Annotated in this window: 14 protein-coding genes and 1 pseudogene; 5 read left to right on the top strand and 10 right to left on the bottom strand. The window is 68.0% G+C overall.

The features are described from left to right. Positions 1–28 precede the first annotated feature (28 nt). Together ACYVIO_RS35095 and ACYVIO_RS35100 are read right to left on the bottom strand one after the other, a co-directional pair. Entirely contained in the window at positions 29–1,276 is a 1,248-nt protein-coding gene (locus ACYVIO_RS35095) for a multidrug effflux MFS transporter (protein ID WP_460655267.1), read from the bottom strand. A gap of 25 nt (positions 1,277–1,301) precedes the next feature. Further along, positions 1,302–2,321, bottom strand: a complete 1,020-nt coding sequence (locus ACYVIO_RS35100; protein ID WP_460655268.1) for a zinc-dependent alcohol dehydrogenase family protein — start codon at positions 2,319–2,321, stop codon at positions 1,302–1,304. Positions 2,322–2,459: 138 nt separating this feature from the next. Between ACYVIO_RS35100 and ACYVIO_RS35105 the strand changes: the two genes are divergently transcribed. Beyond that, entirely contained in the window at positions 2,460–3,335 is an 876-nt protein-coding gene (locus ACYVIO_RS35105) for a helix-turn-helix transcriptional regulator (RefSeq protein WP_460655269.1), read from the top strand. A gap of 8 nt (positions 3,336–3,343) precedes the next feature. Here ACYVIO_RS35105 and ACYVIO_RS35110 read toward each other — a convergent pair whose 3' ends face one another. Next, the gene (locus tag ACYVIO_RS35110) at positions 3,344–4,153 is read right to left on the bottom strand and encodes an isocitrate lyase/PEP mutase family protein (protein WP_460655270.1); all 810 of its coding nucleotides are present in this window, start codon (positions 4,151–4,153) and stop codon (positions 3,344–3,346) included. Positions 4,154–4,406: 253 nt separating this feature from the next. Between ACYVIO_RS35110 and ACYVIO_RS35115 the strand changes: the two genes are divergently transcribed. Then, positions 4,407–6,743, top strand: coding sequence for a chitobiase/beta-hexosaminidase C-terminal domain-containing protein (locus ACYVIO_RS35115; RefSeq protein WP_460655271.1), 2,337 nt, complete (start codon positions 4,407–4,409; stop codon positions 6,741–6,743). 57 nt (positions 6,744–6,800) lie between these two features. On the opposite strand, the gene ACYVIO_RS35120 is transcribed toward ACYVIO_RS35115, so the two are convergent. From ACYVIO_RS35120 to ACYVIO_RS35145, 6 genes and pseudogenes are all read right to left on the bottom strand, one after another. Further along, positions 6,801–7,148 (bottom strand): alpha-L-fucosidase C-terminal domain-containing protein, encoded by a 348-nt coding sequence (locus ACYVIO_RS35120; RefSeq protein ID WP_460655470.1) that lies wholly within the window; start codon positions 7,146–7,148, stop codon positions 6,801–6,803. Next, positions 7,143–8,234, bottom strand: a pseudogene (locus ACYVIO_RS35125) (alpha-L-fucosidase); the annotation flags it as partial. The pseudogene ACYVIO_RS35125 and the gene ACYVIO_RS35120, both read right to left, overlap by 6 nt. Positions 8,235–8,301: 67 nt before the next feature. Beyond that, the gene (locus tag ACYVIO_RS35130; RefSeq protein ID WP_460655272.1) at positions 8,302–9,996 is read right to left on the bottom strand and encodes a type 2 periplasmic-binding domain-containing protein; all 1,695 of its coding nucleotides are present in this window, start codon (positions 9,994–9,996) and stop codon (positions 8,302–8,304) included. A 33-nt stretch (positions 9,997–10,029) separates the two neighbouring features. Next, positions 10,030–10,974 (bottom strand): carbohydrate ABC transporter permease, encoded by a 945-nt coding sequence (locus ACYVIO_RS35135; protein ID WP_460655273.1) that lies wholly within the window; start codon positions 10,972–10,974, stop codon positions 10,030–10,032. After that, on the bottom strand, positions 10,971–11,960 hold the full coding sequence (locus ACYVIO_RS35140) for an ABC transporter permease (RefSeq protein WP_460655274.1): 990 nt from the start codon (positions 11,958–11,960) through the stop codon (positions 10,971–10,973). Before ACYVIO_RS35140 ends, ACYVIO_RS35135 begins: the two co-directional genes overlap by 4 nt. After that, on the bottom strand, positions 11,960–14,356 hold the full coding sequence (locus tag ACYVIO_RS35145; RefSeq protein WP_460655275.1) for a glycoside hydrolase family 95 protein: 2,397 nt from the start codon (positions 14,354–14,356) through the stop codon (positions 11,960–11,962). The genes ACYVIO_RS35140 and ACYVIO_RS35145 overlap by 1 nt, the downstream gene beginning before the upstream one ends. Before the next feature lie 137 nt (positions 14,357–14,493). Here ACYVIO_RS35145 and ACYVIO_RS35150 point away from each other — a divergent pair, with 137 nt between their 5' ends. The 3 genes from ACYVIO_RS35150 to ACYVIO_RS35160 are packed head-to-tail and all read left to right on the top strand — an operon-like array spanning position 14,494 to position 18,585. After that, the gene (locus ACYVIO_RS35150; RefSeq protein ID WP_460655276.1) at positions 14,494–15,813 is read left to right on the top strand and encodes an L-fuconate dehydratase; all 1,320 of its coding nucleotides are present in this window, start codon (positions 14,494–14,496) and stop codon (positions 15,811–15,813) included. Further along, entirely contained in the window at positions 15,810–16,592 is a 783-nt protein-coding gene (locus ACYVIO_RS35155) for a FadR/GntR family transcriptional regulator (protein WP_460655277.1), read from the top strand. The genes ACYVIO_RS35150 and ACYVIO_RS35155 overlap by 4 nt, the downstream gene beginning before the upstream one ends. After that, entirely contained in the window at positions 16,564–18,585 is a 2,022-nt protein-coding gene (locus tag ACYVIO_RS35160; RefSeq protein WP_460655278.1) for a glycoside hydrolase family 36 protein, read from the top strand. The genes ACYVIO_RS35155 and ACYVIO_RS35160 overlap by 29 nt, the downstream gene beginning before the upstream one ends. A 60-nt stretch (positions 18,586–18,645) precedes the next feature. Here ACYVIO_RS35160 and ACYVIO_RS35165 read toward each other — a convergent pair whose 3' ends face one another. Then, the gene (locus ACYVIO_RS35165; protein ID WP_460655279.1) at positions 18,646–19,278 is read right to left on the bottom strand and encodes a TetR/AcrR family transcriptional regulator; all 633 of its coding nucleotides are present in this window, start codon (positions 19,276–19,278) and stop codon (positions 18,646–18,648) included. Positions 19,279–19,397 lie beyond the last annotated feature (119 nt).

Consider the following 19,397-nt stretch of genomic DNA (forward strand, 5'->3'; position numbering starts at 1 on the left):
CAAGTCTGAAACCTTGCCCGCCTGCGGATCAGGGCTTCGGCCTGGCCAGGATCAGCAGGCCGGCCATGGAGACCAGGGCGCCGGTCGTCATGAGGGTGGCCATGGGTACGGCGGTGTGTTCGCCGCCGAGTCCGGCGATCGGTGCGATCGTTCCGGCCGCGACCCATTGGACGAAGCCCTGTACGGCGGATCCGGTGCCGGGGTGGTCCGGTACGGCGGCGGAGGCGAGGGCGCCGCCGTTGGGGATCATGAGGCCTTGGGCGGTCATCAGGACGAAGAAGCACACGAGCGCGAGAGGCAGTGGTGTGCCGAGCCACAGGGCGCCGGCCAGCATGGCGAGGCCTGCGGCCAGAGCAGCGAGCTGGCCGCCCAGGATGAGTTTGCGGGTGGAGACCCGCCCAGCGAGCCGAGCCGCGATGAGCGCGGCGACCGTCATCCCGCCGGCGTTGGCCGCGAAGTCGATGGAGTACGCGATCGGTGAGAGCCCGTTCATGGACTGCAGGACGAAGGCGGACGTGGCGACGTACGCGAACAAGGCGCCCATCGCGGCGCCGGCGACCACCAGGTAGCCGACGTACTCCCGATTGCCCAGGACGATGCGCCCGGCGGCGAGGAAGTTGCCTAACCCGCCGGCATGGCGGCGTTCGGGCGGGAGCGATTCGGGCACCGCGACCAGCACAGCCAGCGTCATCGCGACACCGAGCACCGCGACGAGCCAGAACGAGACCCGCCAGTGCGACAGTTGCAGGATCAGCCCGCCGAGGAGCGGGCCGGCGATCGGGGCGATGCCGCCGACAGCGGCGATGACGTTCAGTACCCGGATCAGCCGTACGCCGGTGGCCAGGTCGACGATGATCGCGCGGCCGATCACCATCGCCCACCCGCCCGCGAATCCCTGCACGAGCCGCGCCACCGTCATCACCGCGATGGTCGGCGCGAGCGCGCAGACGATCGAGACCGCGGACATCGCCAGCAGTGCCGCGAGCAACGGGATCCGCCGCCCGCGTTGGTCCGACACCGGTCCACCGACCAACTGGCCGAGCGCCATGCCGACGAAGAACGTCGTCAGGGTCAACTGGACTTGCGTCGCCGTACTGGACAGGTCACCGGCGACCCGCGGGAACGCCGGGACGTACATGTCGGTGGCCAAGGGTGCGATCGCGGTCAAGAACACCACGGTCGCGACCAGCCCGGTGGTCAGTCGAGCCTGCCGGCGCGCTCTCAGCAGCGCCGGCGTCGGCTCGGCGACGTCGGGGGGCAACGGGGCCTGTCGCATCGTTCCTCTTCAGGTTGCGGCTGGATCAGACGGTCAGAAGGACCTTGGTGGCGGTCCGCTGGTCCATGGCGCGGTAGCCCTCGGCGGCGCGGTCCAGGGGCAGGGTGAGGTCGAAGACCTTGCCGGGGTCGATCTTGCGGTCCCAGATGAGCTGGATCAGATCGGGCAGGTACTGGCGCACCGGGGCAGGGCCGCCGTGGATGTGAACACCGGCCATGAACAGCTCGTCACCGGGGATGGCGACGTCGTGGGAGACGCCGACGAACCCGACGTGACCGCCCGGCCTTGTCGAACGGATCGCCTGCATCATCGCCTCCTGCGTGCCGACCGCCTCGATCACCGAGTGCGCTCCGAGCCCGCCGGTGAGTTCCTTGACGCGAGCAACGCCGTCGTCGCCTCGTTCCTCGACGATGTCGGTGGCACCGAACTCCCTGGCCAGGGCCTGGCGATCGGCGTGACGGCTGAACGCGATGATCCGCTCGGCGCCGAGCTGCTTGGCGGCCAGGATGCCCAACAGGCCCACAGCACCGTCGCCAACGACGGCGACCGTCTTCCCCGGGCCGGCTTCGGCTGCAACAGCGGCGAACCAGCCGGTGCCCAGTACGTCGGAAGCCGCCATCAACGACGGGATCAGGTCCGGGTCGGGCATCCCCGGGGTGGCGACCAGGGTGCCGTCGGCGAGCGGGATCCGCGCCAGCTCGGACTGGGTGCCGATGGTGCCCATCAGGACACGGTGCACGCAGTACGCCTGGTAGCCGGCCTGGCAGATCTCACAGGTGTTGTCGGAGGCCCAGAACGAGCCGACGACGAAGTCGCCGACCTTGACGGTGCGCACCTCGTCGCCGATCTCCTCCACGACGCCGACGTACTCGTGGCCCATGACCTGGTGCTCGACGGGCTCGGCGCCGCGGTAGGGCCACAGGTCGCTGCCGCAGATGCAGGTCGCCGACAAGCGAATGATCGCGTCGGTCGGTACGAGGATCTTCGGGTCCTCGCGATCCTCGACCTGAACGTTCCCGGGTCCGTGCATCACTACCTGGCGCATGACCTACTCCTTGTTCGCGGCTGTCTCGGCTCCGAGTCAACCGGGCTCGGCGGGGCCGGAGAAGTCCCTGTCGATGGGTGTACTGACAGGGCACCTTTCCTCCGTCCGCGAGGCTGTCGCGCCGACTACTGTCGGGGTGTGGACAACCGTCAGGAGGTACGCGAGTTCCTCACGACTCGCCGCGCCCGCATCACTCCGGACCAGGCAGGGCTTCCCACGACCGGCGCCCGGCGGGTGCCGGGTCTTCGCCGCAGCGAGGTCGCGACGATCGCCGGTCTCAGCGTCGAGTACTACGCGCGACTGGAGCGCGGCCAGATCGCTGGTGCGTCGACCGGCGTACTGGAAGCTCTCGTACGGGCGCTGCAGCTGGACGAGACCGAGCGTGCTCACCTGTTCGACCTCGCCCGGGCCGCTGACGGCATCCCGACCTCGGGCCGTTCCCGGCGCCGTACGACGGGGAAGACGGCGTCGCGGCTCAGCCTGCAGTGGGCGCTGGACGCGATCAAGGACGGCGTCGCCTTCGTCCGCGACCCGCGCCAGAACCTGCTCGCCACCAACTCCCTGGGCCGGGCGTTCTACTCGCCGGTCATCGGCGACAGCGGACGGACGCCGAACCTGGCCCGCTTCCAGTTCCTGGACCCTGCCTCCCGGGACTTCTACCCCGACTGGGACGTGTTCGCTCAGATGTGTGTGGGCATCATGCGCGCCGAAGCCGGCCGTGACCCGCACGACCGCGGCCTCCAGGACCTCGTCGGTGAACTCTCCACCCGCAGTGAGATCTTCCGCCGCCTCTGGGCCGACCACAACGTCCGCACCCACGGCACCGGCACCAAGCGGTTCAACCACCCCGACGTCGGCGAACTCACGCTGGTCTACGAAGAGTTCGCGGTCACGGCCGAGCCGGGTCTGGTGCTCCTCGTCTACACCGCCGAACCCGGCTCACCGTCGGCAGAACGACTCCAGCTGCTCGCCTCGTGGGCGGCACCACTACAAACCCCGACAGCAAACGAGTAATCGGCTGGCTAGGGATTGCGCAGCAACGCGTCGACGTCCGGCAGCTGCTCGAACCGCGAGAACGTGCCCGCGTCCGCGATCTCCTGCGCTGCTTGGAGAAAGCCCGCCCAGGCGGCGCGCGCCAGAGTGCCGCCGACGCTGATCCGCCGGACGCCGAGCGCCGCCGCTTCAGCAACCGTGATGAACGGAGCGTTGATCAGCAGGTTCACCGGTTTGGGCGACACCGCGGCGACGATCGCCCCAACCTGTTCGACGGTCCCGATCCGTGGAGCGTAGAGACAGTCGGCGCCGGCTTCCGCGAACGCCTGCAGCCGTCGAATCGTCTCGTCGAGGTCCGGCCGCCCGACCACGAACCCTTCGGACCGAGCGGTCAGAACGATCCCCGTCCCACTGTCGTCGATCGCCTGACGCGCGGCCCGGACCCGCTCCACGGCCAACCCGAAATCGTGCAACGGCTGCGCCGCGTCGCCCGTCGAGTCCTCGATCGAAAGCCCGGCGATCCCGGTAGCGGCCGCCAGCGTCACGTTCCGGGCGACTCCCTCGGGATCAACCGCGTAACCACCCTCGAAATCCGCACTCACAGGGACCTGTACGGCGTCGACCACGACCCGAAGGTGCTCGATCGTCATCTCGAGCGTGGCCTGGTTGTCCGCACGCCCCGCCGTCCAGGCGAATCCGGCACTCGTCGTGGCGAGCGCCTTGAAACCGACCTGCTCCAGGGCCCGCGCACTTCCCGCGTCCCACGGATTCGGCATCACGAACGTCCCACCGGAATGCAGGCGATGGAACTCGGCAACCCGACCGTCCTGCGCGTTCATGCCCCACCCCCGGGAACCGCCATGCCCCTGTCCCGCCACCCTCCCCCTGCACCCCAACCCCGTCAAGAGACCACAGCAGCCGAGCACCGGGAACACAGGCGGCGCCGCCCAGCCCGAATCCGGTCGAGGTCAGGCCGGGCGGATGCGGACGAACTCTTCCGCGCCGCGGCGAATCGGTTTACAGTCCGCGATGTGAGAGCGCTCTCACACCGCGAGTGTCTACCCGCCCTCTTCCGCCCCGGAGGTGGTACCCGTGTTTCGGAGTCCAGAAAGAAGTCACCGAAGGCGTCCCGGCTGGCGTGCGGCCGTCGTCGCACTGGCCCTGGCCGTCTGCTCGACCCTCCTGGTGGGTGGCGTAGCGACGGCGGCTGACGACTACACGCAGACGGCCACCTCGCTCAGCACGAGCCAGGCCCAGATCTCCTTCACCCCGACCACGACAGCGGTGTACGTCGATGTCCACTACACCGTCGCCGGCCAGGGTCAGCAGAACTTCCGGATGGACCTCAGCGGCGGGACCTGGCGCAAGACCGTCAGCGGACTGTCGTCGGGGACCGTCGTCGACTACTGGTTCACCTACGAGAAGAGCGGTCCGCAGTACGACACCCCGCACTTCAGCTACACCCACGGCGGCTCGACCACGCCGGCTGTTGCGACCCCCACCTTCTCCCCCGCCGGCGGCAGCTACTCGACCGCGCAGACGGTGACGATCTCGACGGCGACAGCGGGTTCCACGATTCGCTACACGGTCGACGGTTCCACGCCGACGGCGTCGTCAACGCTGTACAGCGGACCGATCAGCGTGCCGACGACGCGTACGGTCAGCGCGATCGGACTCAAGTCCGGGCTGGCGAACTCCGCGACGGCCACTGCGACGTACACGATCGGCACCACCACGCCGGTCAGCTGCACGACGCAGCCGGACGTCCCGAACTTCGGGCCCAACACGCGCATCCTCGACCCGAGCATGTCGTCCGCCTCCATCCAGGCGCAGCTCGACGCCGACTTCGCCACGCAGAAGGACACCCTGACCGCGCAGATGGCGAACCGCCGGATCGCGCACCTGTTCAAGCCCGGCGCGTACAGCGTGCACGACGACGTCGGCTACTACACCTCGGTCGCGGGCCTCGGCCAGAACCCCGGCGACGTGGTCATCAACGGCGCCATCACGGTCGACGCGTTCAACGAGTCCGACCAGGGCGTCGCGCTGCAGAACTTCTGGCGGTCCGCGGAGAACATGGCCGTGAACCCGATCGGCGGCTCCAACCGCTGGGCCGTCGCGCAGGCGGCGCCGTTCCGCCGGATGGACATCCGCGGCAACCTGCAGCTCTACCCGGCCAGCTACGGCTTCGCCAGTGGCGGCTACATCGCCGACTCCAAGGTGTCCGGACAGACTGCGTCGATCTCGCAGCAGCAGTGGTACACCCGCGACAGCAACCTCGGCAGCTGGGCCGGTGGCGTCTGGAACATGGTCTTCTCCGGTACGCCGGGCGCCCCGCCGACCACGTTCCCGAACCCGCCGGAGACAACGCTGGCCACCACGCCGGTCTCGCGAGACGTGCCGTACCTCTACCTCGACAACACCGGCAAGTACCGCGTGTTCACGCCCGCCCTGCGCACCAACGCCTCCGGCGCGAGCTGGGCCAACGGCTCCACCCCCGGTACGTCGATCCCGATGAGCCAGTTCTACGTCGTCAAGGCCGGCGACACCGCGTCGACCATCAACTCGGCACTGGCGTCGGGCTGCAACCTGTTCTTCACACCCGGCGTCTACCACCTCAACCAGACCCTCAACGTGACCAGGGCCAACACGGTCGTGCTCGGCATCGGCTACCCGACGCTGATCCCGGACAACGGCGTCAACGCCATGCAGGTCGCCGACATCGACGGCGTACGCATCAAGGGTCTGCTGTTCGACGCCGGTACGACGAACTCCGCGGCGTTGCTGACCGTCGGCCCGTCGGGCTCGTCCGCGAACCACGCGGCCAACCCGACGACGCTGCAGGACGTGTTCTTCCGCATCGGCGGGTCGATCGCCGGCCACGCGACGACCAGCCTGGTCGTCAACAGCCACAACACGATCATCGACCACATCTGGGCCTGGCGCGCCGACCACGGCAACGCGGGCACCTGGGGCTGGACCCAGGCCACCGGCGACACCGGACTGATTGTCAACGGCAACAACGTGCTGGCCACCGGCCTGTTCGTGGAGCACTACCAGAAGACCCAGGTGATCTGGAACGGCCAGGGCGGCCGGACGATCTTCTTCCAGAACGAGATGCCGTACGACGTACCGAACCAGGCGAGCTGGAACCGCCCGAGCGGCCGCAACGGCTACGCGGCGTACAAGGTCGGCGACAACGTCACCTCGCACGAGGCCTGGGGCTTGGGAAGCTACAACTTCTTCAACGTGAACCCCTCGGTCAGCGCCTACAACGCGTTCGAGGCGCCGAACAACGCTGGAGTGCGCTTCCACAGCCTGTGCACCGTGTCCCTGAACTACCAGGGCACGATCACCCACGTCATCAACGACACCGGCGCGGTAACCCCACCCGGCACCGTCCCGGTCAACGTGGTGAGCTACCCGTAATTGCGTCATCCGGCCCGGGTCAATGCAAGTTGCCCCGGGCCGGACTCTCCGGAAACGTCAGCCCAGGGTGATGGCCAGGCAGTTCGCCACGTCCAGCGGAGCCTTGTCGGGGAGGCGAACCGTCAGTACGCCGTACGACTGCTCGAACGGAACCGGGCCGTGGCCGAGGAGCCGGACCTCTGTCGCGGTCTCGTGACCGACGAGGCTCCGGATCACCGATCGGCCGTCGGCGGGCCAGGCCAGTTGGAAGGCGTACAGGGTGTTGTCGCGGCGGGTGAAGCGGAAGTCGGAGCTCGTCCAGCTGACCCGATCCTCGGTGAAGCCCTGGACGACCACGTTGGACGTTCCCTCACCGGACACCCGGAACGGCCGGGTCCCGTAGATGCCCTCGCCGCAAATTCGCATCCAGGCACCGACGTCCTCGAGCAACTGTGCGCACTCGCTGTCGATCGTGCCGTCGGGGAGTTGCGGGACGTTCAGCAACAGGTTCCCGTTCTTGGACACGATGTCGACCAGCAGCTCGACCACGTGACCGGCGGTCTTGTAGACGTCGCGGACGTTGTAGAACCAGTCGCCGACCGACGTGTCGGTCTGCCACGGCGTGGGATGGATCGCCCGGGTCTGGCTCCGCTCGATGTCCATCACCCCGACCGCGCTCACCTCGGGCGTGCGGTCCTTCTGCTGGTACACCGCGCGGCTCGTGCCGTGCACCTTCGCGCTGGTGTTGTAGAGGTGTGCGACGGCCCGCAGACCGGGGCCGTAGTCGGCCTCGCCGAACGGCAACGGACCGTCGGTGTACAACAGGTCCGGCTGGTACTTGTCGATCATCTCGGTCACGGCCGCGAGCCAATACTCGTGCCACGCGGATTCGGTGGCGTACCAGGGGTCCGGGACGTCGACGTCCTCCGCGGGCAGGTACCGGCTGTTGTCGAGGTACAGGTCCTGGTAGGCCGGGTCCGTCCCGTCGTACGGTACGCCGGCGTAAGCGCCCAGTCGGTCGGCGCTCTTGTTGACAGCCGTCCAGCTGAACGTGGCCCCGAGATGCTCGGTGAGCCCGAACGGCAGCCCGCGGTCGTCCGCGGCCGCCTTCCACAGCGCGACGATGTCCTTGCCCGGACCCATCCGTACCGAGTTCCACGGGTTCACGGCCGAGTCGTAGTTGAAGAAGTGGTCGTGGTGTGCCGCCTGGGCCACGAAGTACTTGGCGCCCGCGGCAACGAAACGGTCCATCAGTTCGTGCGGGTCGAACCGTTCGGCCCGCCAGAGCCGGACGAGGTCCTTGTAGCCGAACTCCGACGGATGCCCGTAGGTCCGCAGGTGGTACCGGTACTGGTCGCTGCCTTCCCGGTACATGTTGCGTGCGTACCAGTCGCCGTACCGGGGCACCGACTGCGCGCCCCAGTGCGACCAGATCCCGAACTTCGCGTCCCGGAACCACTCCGGGCACTCGAAAGCCGTCAGGGACTCGAAGCTCGCGTCGAACGGCACAGATTTCTCCTCGTGACAGTGGACAGGACACCGGACCGGCCGTTCACCAACCGGCCGGTCCGGGGCTGAGTTACTTGGTGGGGACCTTGTCGTACGCCGTCTGCTGGATCTCCAGGTAGCGCTTCAGGCCGAGGCCCTCGAGGCCCTTGACGTAGGCGTCCCAGTCGCTGTCGATGTTCTTCGACCCGGTGACGAACTGCAGGGAGTTCTGCTGGATGTAGTTCTCGAGGTTGGTCTGCAGAGTCGCCACCTCGCTGGCCAGCGACGGGTCGATCCACACCTTCCAGAACGGGTAGATCTGCGCCTTGTCCTCCTTGCCGGCGTACAGCTTGGTGGCCTCGAACAGCTTGCGCTCGTACCCGGGCTGGGAGTGGATGTCGGTGTCGATCACCTCGGAGTTCCGGAACTTCGCGGTGTTGTTGTACTGCGCCAGCGGGCCCCACCCGGAGTTCCGCGGCGTCGAGCCGGGCTTCAGCGGGATCTGCTTGAAGCTCGGCTTCAGCGACTTGTCGAGCGCCACGTCACCGGGACCGGGATTGGTCCAGGCCTTGCCCTCGGAACCGAACTGCCCGTTCCTCTGGCCCTCGTCGGTGAAGATGTAGTCGAGCATCTTGATCGCCTGGATCTGCTTTTCCGGTGTGGCCTTCGACGTCAGGACGAACGTGGCGCCGGGAATACTCGGGAAGACGTAGCCGGCGTAGTTCGCGCCACCCGGACCGGTCAGCGGCGGTACCGCGTCGTACTGCTTGTCCCGCCCGTCCGCCGAACCGACGGTGACGAAGATGCCCGAGTGCATGACGGTGCCCCCGCCGAGGATGACCGAGCCGCCGTGGTCGCCCTCCTGCTGCATCGCGTCCGGGTTCTGCGTGAAGGCGCCCTTGTCGATCAGGCCTTCTGTGTAGAGCGAGTTGATGTACCGCAGGCCTTCGCGCCAGCCGTCCTTGTTCGCCTGGACGTCGACCTTGCCGTTGTTGAGAACCAGTGTGGTGTTGTTGCCGCCGCTGTTGTTCTGTCCTTGCGGGTCGTAGATGAAGGCGTTCATGAAATACGGGATGAGGCTGTCGCGGACGTTCGCGCTGATCGGGATCTCGTCGGCCTTGCCGTTGCCGTTCGGGTCCTGGGTCTTGAACGCCTGGAGCACCTTCCGCAGGTCCTCGGTGGTCTTCGGCTGCTCGAGGCCCAGCTTCTTCAGCCAGGCCGAGTTCATCCACAGCTTGTCCGGGTACGAGCAGTGGAAGCAGTCCACCCACTGCGGCATCCCGTAGATCTTTCCGTCCGGCGCGGTCGCCATCGCCTTCCACTCCGGCGTGGAGTCCAGCGCCTTCTTGATGTTCGGCGCGTACTGGTCGATCAGCTCGTTCAGCGGTACGACGACACCCTGACTTCCCAGCTTCAGCAGTTCCGCCGTCGTGAACTGGTCGACCCAGGGGATCAGCAGGTACAGATCCGGATAGTCGCCGCTGGCCAGCGAGATCTGCCGCTTCTCCTTGGCGGGGCCGCCGTCGTACGTGGTGGTCTGCCACTTGACGGTGACGTTGACCTTCTGTTTCACCAGCTTGGTGAAATCGCTCGTGGCGAGGTTCTGGTCGGCCGACTGCGGCGCGAACACGTTCAGCGTGACATCGGGATTCCCGGTGATCGTCGGCAGCGGCTTGCCCTGCGCGTCGTCACCCGAGCCTTGCCCGGAGCAGGCCGCCAGCGCGAGTGCCAGGAGGCTCAGGCCGGCAACCGCGGCCTGCCTCCTCCTTGTGAACTGTACAGACATAAGTCCCTCACAGGGTCGAGGTGTTGCGGAGGATCAGCCCTTCACGGCGCCGATCAGGATTCCCTTGGTGAAGTAGCGGGCGACGAACGGGTAGATCAGCAGCACCGGCACACTCGCCACCACGATCAGCGAGTACTTGAGCAGGTCGGCCAGCTCCTGGCGTTGCAGGGCGACGGACGCGTCCACGGCCCCACCACCGGACGTGTTGAGGATGAGGATGTTGCGCAGCACCAGCTGCAGCGGGTACAGGTCCGGGTTCTTCAGGTAGATCAGGGCGTCGAAGTACGAGTTCCACTGCAGGATCGCGTACATCAGCGCCACCACCGCGATCATCGGCTTGGCCAGCGGGATCACCACCGACCACAGGAACCGCAGGTCCCCGCAGCCGTCGAGATCGGCGGCCTCCACCAGTTCCTCCGGGATCGCGGTCCGGAAGTAGGTCCGCGCGATGATGACCTGCCAGACCCCGATCGCCTGCGGGACGATCAACGCCCACCGGGTGTCCAGCAGACCGACCGACTGCACCACCAGGTAGGTCGGTACGAGCCCGCCGGTGAACAGCATCGTGAACAGGATCAGGCTCATCACGGCGTTGCGGCCGACCAGCGTACGGCGCGACATCGGGTACGCGATCGCGATCGTCATCGTGACGCTGACGACGGTGCCGACCACGGTGTAGAACAACGAGTTCACGTAACCGTGGACGACCTGCGGGTTCTGGAACACCGCGTGGTACCCGCGCAGCGAGAAGTCCACCGGCCAGAACAGCACCCGGCCGGCCGACACCGCCTCCGGACTGCTGAACGAACTGGCCACGATGTAGAGCAGCGGCAGCAGCACGACCAGGCCGAACACCACCAGCAGCAGGTAGACGCAGAACATGAAGACGCGGTCGGTGCGCGGCTCGCGGATCCGGCGGGCGCGAGCCGCCCGGCGCTCGGCCCTGGTCATCGTCCTTGGCTCAGTCGCAGTGGTCATGACCACAATCCGTTCCCGGTGATCCGCTTGGCGATGACGTTCACGATCAGCAGCAGGGCCAGGTTGATCACCGAGTTGAACAGCCCCACCGCGGTCGCCATGCTGAAGTCGGCGTTGAGCAGACCGGTCTTGTAGACGTAGGTCGCGATGATCTCCGACTGGCTCAGGTTGAGCGGGTTCTGCAGCAGGAAGGCCTTCTCGAACCCGATCGCCATGATGTTGCCGACAGCAAGTACCAGGATGATCACCGCGGTCGGCATGATGCCCGGCAGGTCCACGTGCCGGATCCGCTGCAACCGGCTGGCGCCGTCGATCCTGGCTGACTCGTGCAGGGCGGGATCGATGCCGGACAGCGCGGCCAGGTAGATCACCGCGGAGTACCCGGTGGTCTGCCAGACGTCGGACCAGACGTAGATGTGCCGGAAGTAGTCCGGATTTCCCAGGAAGTCGATGGACGGTACGCCGAAGAAGCCGAGGCCCTCGTTGACGATGCCCAACCGCGGCGACAGCAGCAGGATCGTCATCGAGACGACCACGACGGTGGAGATGAAGTACGGCGCATAGGTGACCAGCTGCACGGTCTTCTTGAACAGTCCGGTGCGCAACTCGTTCAGCGCCAGGGCCAGGACGATCGCGAGCGGGAAGCTGGCCCCGACGGTGTAGAGCGACAGCACGAAGGTGTTCTTCACCAGGGTCCAGAACACCGGGTTGTGGAAGAACGTGTCGAAGTTCTGCCAGCCGACCCACGGGCTGGCCCAGATGCCCTTGATCACGTTGTAGTTCTTGAACGCCAGCACCGAGTTCGACATCGGGATGTACTTGAAGACGACGAACCACACCAGCGGCACGACCATCAACAGGTACAGGGTCCAGTGCCGTCCGAGACTTCGCCGGAACCTCTTGATCCCGACGCGTTCCCGGCGCCGTCGTTTCCGCCGCTCCGGAAGCTCACCGGCCGGTGGCCGTACGGTCGTCAGCGTTGCCATCAGACCTCCTCGTCCTGGCGGAGCACTGCGTTCACCCGGAGTCCGACTCCGGCGGTCAGCCGTACGTCGGCGCGTTCCGCACCGTGACGGACGACCCGGTCCTGGTCCCGGTCCGCGGTGAGGACGGCCTCCACGCCGTACGGCGTCCAAGCGATGTCGACGGTCACGGCTCCCCGCGCCCTGAGGCCGGACACCCGTCCGCTGGCCCACTCGGTCGGCAACGCGGGCAGCAGCTCGATCTCGTCGGTGTGGCTCTGCAGCAGCATCTCGGCGATCCCGGCGGTCGCGCCGAAGTTGCCGTCGATCTGGAACGGCGGGTGGGCGCAGAACAGGTTCGGGTAGACACCGGCGCCGCTGCCTGGCCGGCCGGTCGCCGTGTCGTCGGCCGGTCTGAGGAACGCCTGCACCAGGCGGTGCGCCGCGGCCGCGTCGCGCAACCGCGCGCGGAGGCAGATCTTCCACGCCAGCGACCATCCCGTCGCTTCGTCACCCCGCAGGTCCAGCGATCTGGCCGCGGCGGCGGCGAGCTCGGGCGTGCCGTCCGGTGTGATCGCGCTGCCGGGATGCAGGCCGATCAGGGGGGACATGTGCCGGTGGTGCGGATCTTCCTCGGGCAGGTCGGCGGCCCACTCCTGCAGTTGCGCCCGAGCGCCGATCGCCGGCTCGGGCAGCCGCTTGCGGGCGGTCGTGAGCTCGCCGACCAGCGGATCGACCACGTCGAGCAGTTCCGCGGCCTGCTCGACCCGCAGGAACAGGTCCGAGATCAGCGCGAGGTCCATCGTCGACGACACCGTGACGGAGGCGGGTTGCCCGTCGTCGGCGAGGTAGTCGTTCTCGGGCGAGGTCGACGGCGCCGTACCGAGACTGCCGTCGGGCAGCTCGACCAGCCAGTCGATGCAGAACTCCGCCGCACCCCGCAGTACCGGCCAGGAATCACCGAGGAACTTCAGATCGCCGCTGAACTCGTAGTGGTCCCACAGGTGACGAGCCAGCCAGGCACCGGCCATCGGCCAGTTCGACCAGCGGGGATCACCCTCGACGGGGAACGACCAGCACCAGGCGTCGGTGTTGTGGTGCGCGGTCCAGCCGCCGCAGCCGTAGCGCTCCTGGGACGTCCGGCGGCCGGCTCGCGCGAGGTCACCGACGTACCGCAGCAAAGGCTCGTGGCACTCGGACAGGTTGGTCGTCTCGGCCGGCCAGTAGTTCATCTCGGTGTTGATGTTCACGGTGAAGTTGGAGCTCCACGGCGGCCGCAGGATGTCGTTCCAGATTCCCTGCAGCGTGGTCGGCAGCCCGCCGGGCCGCGAGCCCGCGACCATCAGGTAGCGCCCGTAGTTGAAGGCGAGCGCGGCCAGCGCCGGGTCGTCGGCCTGGGAGCTTCGTTCGATCCGGACATCGGTCGGCAGCGCGGATTCCTCCGCCGGTCCCGCCAGCTCGAGCGACGCACGGCGGAACAGTCGTCGATGGTCTCGCTGGTGATCAGCCAGTAGTACGTCGTACGAACGCTCCAGCGCCGAAAGCACGGTCCGGTCCGCGGTCGACCAGCACTCCTGCGCGGTCCGGGTCGGCGTGGCGAACGGACCGTCGTACCCCGTAGCCGTGGACAGCACGACGGTGATCTGGGTCGCGCCCTCCACCACGAGCTCGCCCTCGCTCGCGCGGATCCGGCCGTCGCTCGTTACCCGCAAGGCGATCGCGCCCTCCATTCCGCGGTCGGCACCGTCCGAGTACCGCACGGGTTCCGGCACGTCGCGGTGCGGCGGTGCGACGTCGGCGGGTGCCTGCACGAACAGGCCGAGCCCGTCCTCGACGGCGTACGGCGTTGCCCGCAACTGCGACGTCAAGCGGCAGCCCAGGCCGAGGACGGGCTCCGACGCGGTCAACTGCTGAACGAGCACGCCGTCCGGCGCGCTGACGAAGACCTCCTGCCGAACCGCCACTGTCCCGTACTCGTACTGCGTCGTGGCGATCGCACCGTCGAGATCGAGCTCTCTTCGGTACGCCGTAACCTCTTCCACCACAGGGATCCGGCCGCCGATGCGCGTTTCGAGCAGCAGATCGCCCAGCGGCAGGTAGGCCTGGCAGTAGCCGGAGTGGAAGCCGCCCGCCAACTCGTGCGCCCGGCGAACGTCGCCCGCCTCAAGCGCATCACGGACGGCCTGTACGGCGTCCGCGCCGGTCGCGCCCAGCGGCGCCGACAACAGCCGGGCGGTTTCGGGGCCACCCGACCACAGCGTCTCGTCGTTGAGCCCGATCCGGTCGCTGCCGACGCCCCCGAAACACATCGCTCCGATCCGCCCGTTGCCGACCGGCAACGCCTCCAGCCAGGTTCCGGCGGGCCGGTCGTAGAGCAGCCTTCGCGCACCGGCGGGATTCGAGCTCTTCAGGTCGCCCACATCAGAGCCTTCCGAGACGAGTGAGTTATTGATCCCATGAATTGCCGGGATCGTAGCGCCGCGTGCGCTCCTGGTCCATACTTGGTCGTCATCGAGGCAGATAAAGATGCCATCAATTGTGAACGTGAGGGGTCCGCATGCCACGCATCAGTTCGGTGGAGGTCATCGACGTCCGCTTCCCGACCTCGCTGAACCAGGACGGCTCGGACGCGATGAACAAGGACGGCGACCACTCCGCGGCGTACGTCGTCCTGCACACCGACGACCCCGGTCTCAGTGGCTTCGGCTTCACCTTCACCATCGGCCGCGGCAACGACCTGTGCGTCGCGGCCGCGGTGCAACGGGCGGAGCCGCTCATCGGCCGGGACGTCGACGAGATCTGCTCGGACCTCGGCGCGATCTACCGGGAGTTGCAGTCGGACAGTCAGTTGCGCTGGCTCGGTCCGGACAAGGGGGTCATCCACCTCGCCCTGGCCGCGGTGATGAACGCGGTCTGGGACCTGGCTGCCCGGCAGGCCGGGCTTCCGCTGTGGCGACTGCTGGCCGAGATGTCACCCGAAGAGCTGGTCGCCGCTGCCGATCTGCGGTACCTGAGCGACGTTCTCACCGCCGAGCAGGCCGTCGCCCTGCTGGCCGCGCAGGAGCCGGGCCGCAAGGAACGGATCCAGCAGATCGAGGAGTCCGGCTACCCGTGCTACACCACCTCCGCGGGGTGGCTCGGCTACTCCGACGAGAAACTTCGCCGGCTCTGCGAGGAAGCCGTTGCCAGCGGCTACAAACACGTCAAGCTGAAGGTCGGCGCGAACCTGGCCGACGACGTCCGGCGCTGCGGAATCGCTCGCGAGGTGCTGGGCCCCGACGGCCACTTGATGATCGACGCCAACCAGGTGTGGGACGTGCCGCAGGCGATCGAGTGGATCAAGGCCCTGGCCGAGTTCGACCCGCTGTGGATCGAGGAGCCCACCAGCCCCGACGACATCCTCGGCCACGCGGCGATCCGCAAGGCCATCGCGCCCATCGGTGTCGCCACCGGCGAGCACGGCATGAACCGGGTGCTGTTCAAGCAGCTCTTCCAGGCCGAGGCGATCGACTACTGCCAGCTCGACGCGGCCCGGCTCGGCAGCGTCAACGAGGTCCTCGCGGTCTACCTTCTCGCCGCCTCGTTCGGCGTACCGGTCTGTCCGCACGCGGGCGGTGTCGGGCTGTGCGAGCTCGTCCAGCACCTCGCCGTCTTCGACTACGTCGCCGTGTCGGGCAGCCTCGAGGGCCGGGTCACCGAGTACGTCGACCATCTGCACGAGCACTTCACCGAACCCTGCGTGGTCAGCAACGGTGCGTACGTACTGCCGGCGGCGCCCGGTTACAGTGCCGAGATGCACAGGCAGTCACTGGAGACCTACCAATTCCCCGAAGGCACCTACTGGTCGTCCCGCGCCGGCGAGGATCCGCGTCCATGACCCCCGCCAAGGTGGCCGAACAGCCTCGTACTCCCGGCTTCTCCCAGAGCGACGTGGTCGTGCAGGGAATCCGGCAGATGATCGTCGACGGCGACCTCCGCCCGGGCGACCGGCTCCCGATCGAGAAGGACCTCGCCGCGGCCCTCGGCGTCTCGCGCAACCCGCTGCGGGAAGGAGTGCGGGCCCTGTCGATCATGGGCGTCCTGGAGACCCGGCAGGGCGACGGGACGTACGTCACCGCGCTCGATCCGTCGATCCTGCTGGCCCCGATGGGGTTCGTGGTGGACCTGCAGGCCGGCAGCGGAACCCATCACCTGCACGGCGTACGACGAATTCTCGAGACCGAGGCGGCCGCCGCGGCCGCCCAGCGCATCGGCCCGGACGACCTGCAGGCCGCCGCCGAGCTGCTGCGCCACAACGAGGCCGAGCTGATGCTGGACGAGCCCAACCACGAGACCGTGATCGAGAACGACATCGCCTTCCACCGCATCATCGCGCAGTCGGCCGGGAACCCGGTCCTGGCCGCTCTGATCGACGCGCTGGGTGGACGGACGATGCGCGACCGGTTGCGCCGATCCATCACCCAGCCCGGCGCGGACGACACCGCGCACCGCGAGCACCTCCTGATCCTGTCCGCCCTCACGGCCCACGACCCCGACCGCGCGCGGGTCCGGATGGCCACGCATCTGTTCACCGTCGAGGACTCGCTCCTCGGACTCGACCTGACGGGCACGAAGAGAGAGTCACCGGATGAGACCACTGCACTGGAACACGCCTGACCTGTCCCTGACGTTCACCCTCGACGACGGTCCTGTCCGGCTGACTGTCGGTCACGAGCCGCAGACCGGCACCGGCGCACCGGGCCAGGCGTTGGTCGAGGTCTCGGCCGTCGGCTCCGGGCGCACGCTCAGCAACAACCGGCACGTCGACACCGTGCTCGGTGAGCGGCTGCGCTACGTCCGCCACGACGACACCGGTACGACGCTGCGCATCCTCCAGGAGGATCCCGAGTCGGGTCTGCAGGTCACCAGCGTGTTCGAAGCCGGCGCCGGGGTTCGCGCCTGGTCGGAAGCAGCACTCGTCGGGTCGGGGACGCTGCAGCTCACCTTCTTGTCGTCGCTGGTCGTCGGCCTCGGGTCGGTGGACGTCGAGCTGTACTCCGCCGAGACGACCTGGATGGCGGAGAGCCGGTGGTCCGTCCAGCGGTTGCGCTCCGGAGCGCTGGTCGACATCGTCCGCGCTCCCCACCGCCCCGTCGCCAGAAGCCGGACCGCGGTGACCAGCGTGGACTCGTGGTCGAGCGGCGAGCGGCTGCCTGTCGGCGTACTGCTCGACTCCCGGTCCGCCCTCGGGTGGCAGATCGAGCACAACGGGCCGTGGCACTACGAGATCGGCGAGAGCCGGTACGGCGGCTACCTGCTGCTGAGCGGTCCGACCGATCAGGAGCACCAGTGGAGCGTCGAACTCAGCGCGGACAGGCCGTTCACGACCGTGCCGGTGTCACTCGTCGCCGGGCCGGACCGGGACGGCGCGTTCGCGGCCCTCACCCGCCAGCGCCGCGCCGTACGGCGTCGTCGTCCGATCGACGACCGGATGCCGGTCGTCTACAACGACTACATGAACACCCTGCTGGGTGATCCCACCACCGAGAAGCTGCTGCCGCTGATCGACGCGGCCGCGGACGTCGGCGCCGACTACTTCTGCATCGACGCCGGCTGGTACGCCGAAGGCGACTGGTGGAACACGGTCGGTGCCTGGCAACCGTCGACGACCCGCTTCCCCAACGGACTCGGTGAAGTGATCAAGCGGATCCACGCGCGCGGCATGGTGCCCGGCCTCTGGCTCGAGCCCGAAGTGATCGGCACCCGCTCGCCGGTCGCGCTCGAGCTCCCCGACGACGCGTTCCTGACCCGCGGCGGCACCCGGATCACTCAGTCCGGCCGGTACCTGCTCGACCTGCGCAGCCCGGCCGCCCGGCAGCACCTGGACGACACGGTCGACCGGCTGGTCGCGGACTTCGGGGTGGGCTTCTTCAAGTTCGACAACAACACGACGACCGGCCCGGGTACCGACAAGGGCGGAACATCTTTGGGACAAGGGCTTCTGGAGCACAACCGCGCACTGCTCGACTGGCTCGACGGTCTCCAGGAACGGCATCCGGACCTGCTGATCGAGAACTGCGCCTCGGGCGCGATGCGGATGGACTACGCCATGCTGTCCCGCCTGCACCTGCAGTCGACGTCGGACCAGGAACATCCGTTGCTCTACGCACCGATCACCGCAGCCGCGCCGGCCGCCGTACTGCCGGAACAGGCGGGTCACTGGGCGTACCCGATCAGCGGCAGCACCCGGGAGGAGTTCGTCTTCGCGCTCGTCAACGGCATCCCCGGCAGGCTTTACCTCTCGGGCCACCTGAACCGGATGGACGCGACCGAGCTCGAGCTGATCCGGTCGGCGCTGGCCGCACACCGCGAGATCCTCGCCGACCTCGACACCCTCGTCCCGTCCTGGCCGCTGGGCCTTCCCGCGTGGGACGACGAATGGATCGCCCTCGCCCTCAACGGCCCGACCGTCTCCTACCTGACCCTGTGGCAGCGCGCGGCGGGACCGTCCACCATCACGCTCCCGCTCCCCCACTCGACCGTGGCCCCACACTTCCCCACCGACCTCGACGGCTGGACCTTCACCCAGACCGACGACTCCCTGACCGTCACCACCACGACCCTCGAACCATCGGCGCGCGTCTTCCGCCTGACGCCTGGCCGACCCTGAGCCGAACCGCCCAGGCCAACGATCTCGGCCTGCGTCAGATCCCTTCCCGCCGGCGAGGTGTCATCGGCCTCCGACCGCAGCGGACGCAGACCCGGTGGTTCCGCGGGGCGGCCGCGGAGATGACGCGGGGATGGCGTTGTCGATGAGGACAGCAGCGATGGCGGCAGCGGTCGGGAAGGATTCGCTGTTGAGGACTCGGGTGCGGGCCGAGGCGCCGTCGATGAGCAGCGCCAGTTGTTCGCCGAGTTGTTCGGGGTCGGCGGCGCCGGCTTCGCGGGCGGTTTCGGTCAGCCGCGCGGCGATGGCGAGCTTGTAGTCGCGGGCGTACTCGGACGCCGGGTGCTGAGGGTCGTGGAGTTCGACGGCCGCCGCGATGTAGGGACACAGGGGCATGGACGCGGGGATCTCGAAGGCGGCGAGAAGTCGTTCGCGAGGTGTGAGGTCGGTGCGGTCGAACACTCCGGGCATGACGTCGGGATCGAATCGACGCAAGTACTCAGCGACCAGCTCGTCCTTGCTCGGGAAGTGCTGGTACGCCGTGCGCTTGGACACCTGGGCCACGGCGCAGAGCTGGTCCATGCCGGTGCGGTTGATGCCCTGATCGCGGAACAGCTGCTGTGACGCGCTGAGGATCCGCTCGCGTGCACCTCTGCCGCGACGTCTGCCCAGGGGCCCTTTCTCCGACTCCGTCATGCGTCCAGTGTAGGCCGCTTGGTACCGATCGGTGTACTTAGCTTGCACTCCGCCCGATCGCCGGGATACGTTACGTACACAAGTTGGTGTACATAACCAATTCCTCAACCCCAGCGGAG

The sequence above is a fragment of the Kribbella endophytica genome (genome assembly GCF_054781295.1).

What these genes read in the sequence shown, in the direction of transcription:
- ACYVIO_RS35095 (WP_460655267.1), bottom strand. Translation starts at nt 1,276, where the DNA reads ATGCGACAGGCCCCGTTGCCCCCCGACGTCGCCGAGCCGACGCCGGCG.
- ACYVIO_RS35100 (WP_460655268.1), bottom strand. Translation starts at nt 2,321, where the DNA reads ATGCGCCAGGTAGTGATGCACGGACCCGGGAACGTTCAGGTCGAGGAT.
- ACYVIO_RS35110 (WP_460655270.1), bottom strand. Translation starts at nt 4,153, where the DNA reads ATGAACGCGCAGGACGGTCGGGTTGCCGAGTTCCATCGCCTGCATTCC.
- ACYVIO_RS35120 (WP_460655470.1), bottom strand. Translation starts at nt 7,148, where the DNA reads ATGCGAATTTGCGGCGAGGGCATCTACGGGACCCGGCCGTTCCGGGTG.
- ACYVIO_RS35130 (WP_460655272.1), bottom strand. Translation starts at nt 9,996, where the DNA reads ATGTCTGTACAGTTCACAAGGAGGAGGCAGGCCGCGGTTGCCGGCCTG.
- ACYVIO_RS35135 (WP_460655273.1), bottom strand. Translation starts at nt 10,974, where the DNA reads ATGACCACTGCGACTGAGCCAAGGACGATGACCAGGGCCGAGCGCCGG.
- ACYVIO_RS35140 (WP_460655274.1), bottom strand. Translation starts at nt 11,960, where the DNA reads ATGGCAACGCTGACGACCGTACGGCCACCGGCCGGTGAGCTTCCGGAG.
- ACYVIO_RS35150 (WP_460655276.1), top strand. Translation starts at nt 14,494, where the DNA reads ATGCCACGCATCAGTTCGGTGGAGGTCATCGACGTCCGCTTCCCGACC.
- ACYVIO_RS35155 (WP_460655277.1), top strand. Translation starts at nt 15,810, where the DNA reads ATGACCCCCGCCAAGGTGGCCGAACAGCCTCGTACTCCCGGCTTCTCC.
- ACYVIO_RS35160 (WP_460655278.1), top strand. Translation starts at nt 16,564, where the DNA reads ATGAGACCACTGCACTGGAACACGCCTGACCTGTCCCTGACGTTCACC.
- ACYVIO_RS35165 (WP_460655279.1), bottom strand. Translation starts at nt 19,278, where the DNA reads ATGACGGAGTCGGAGAAAGGGCCCCTGGGCAGACGTCGCGGCAGAGGT.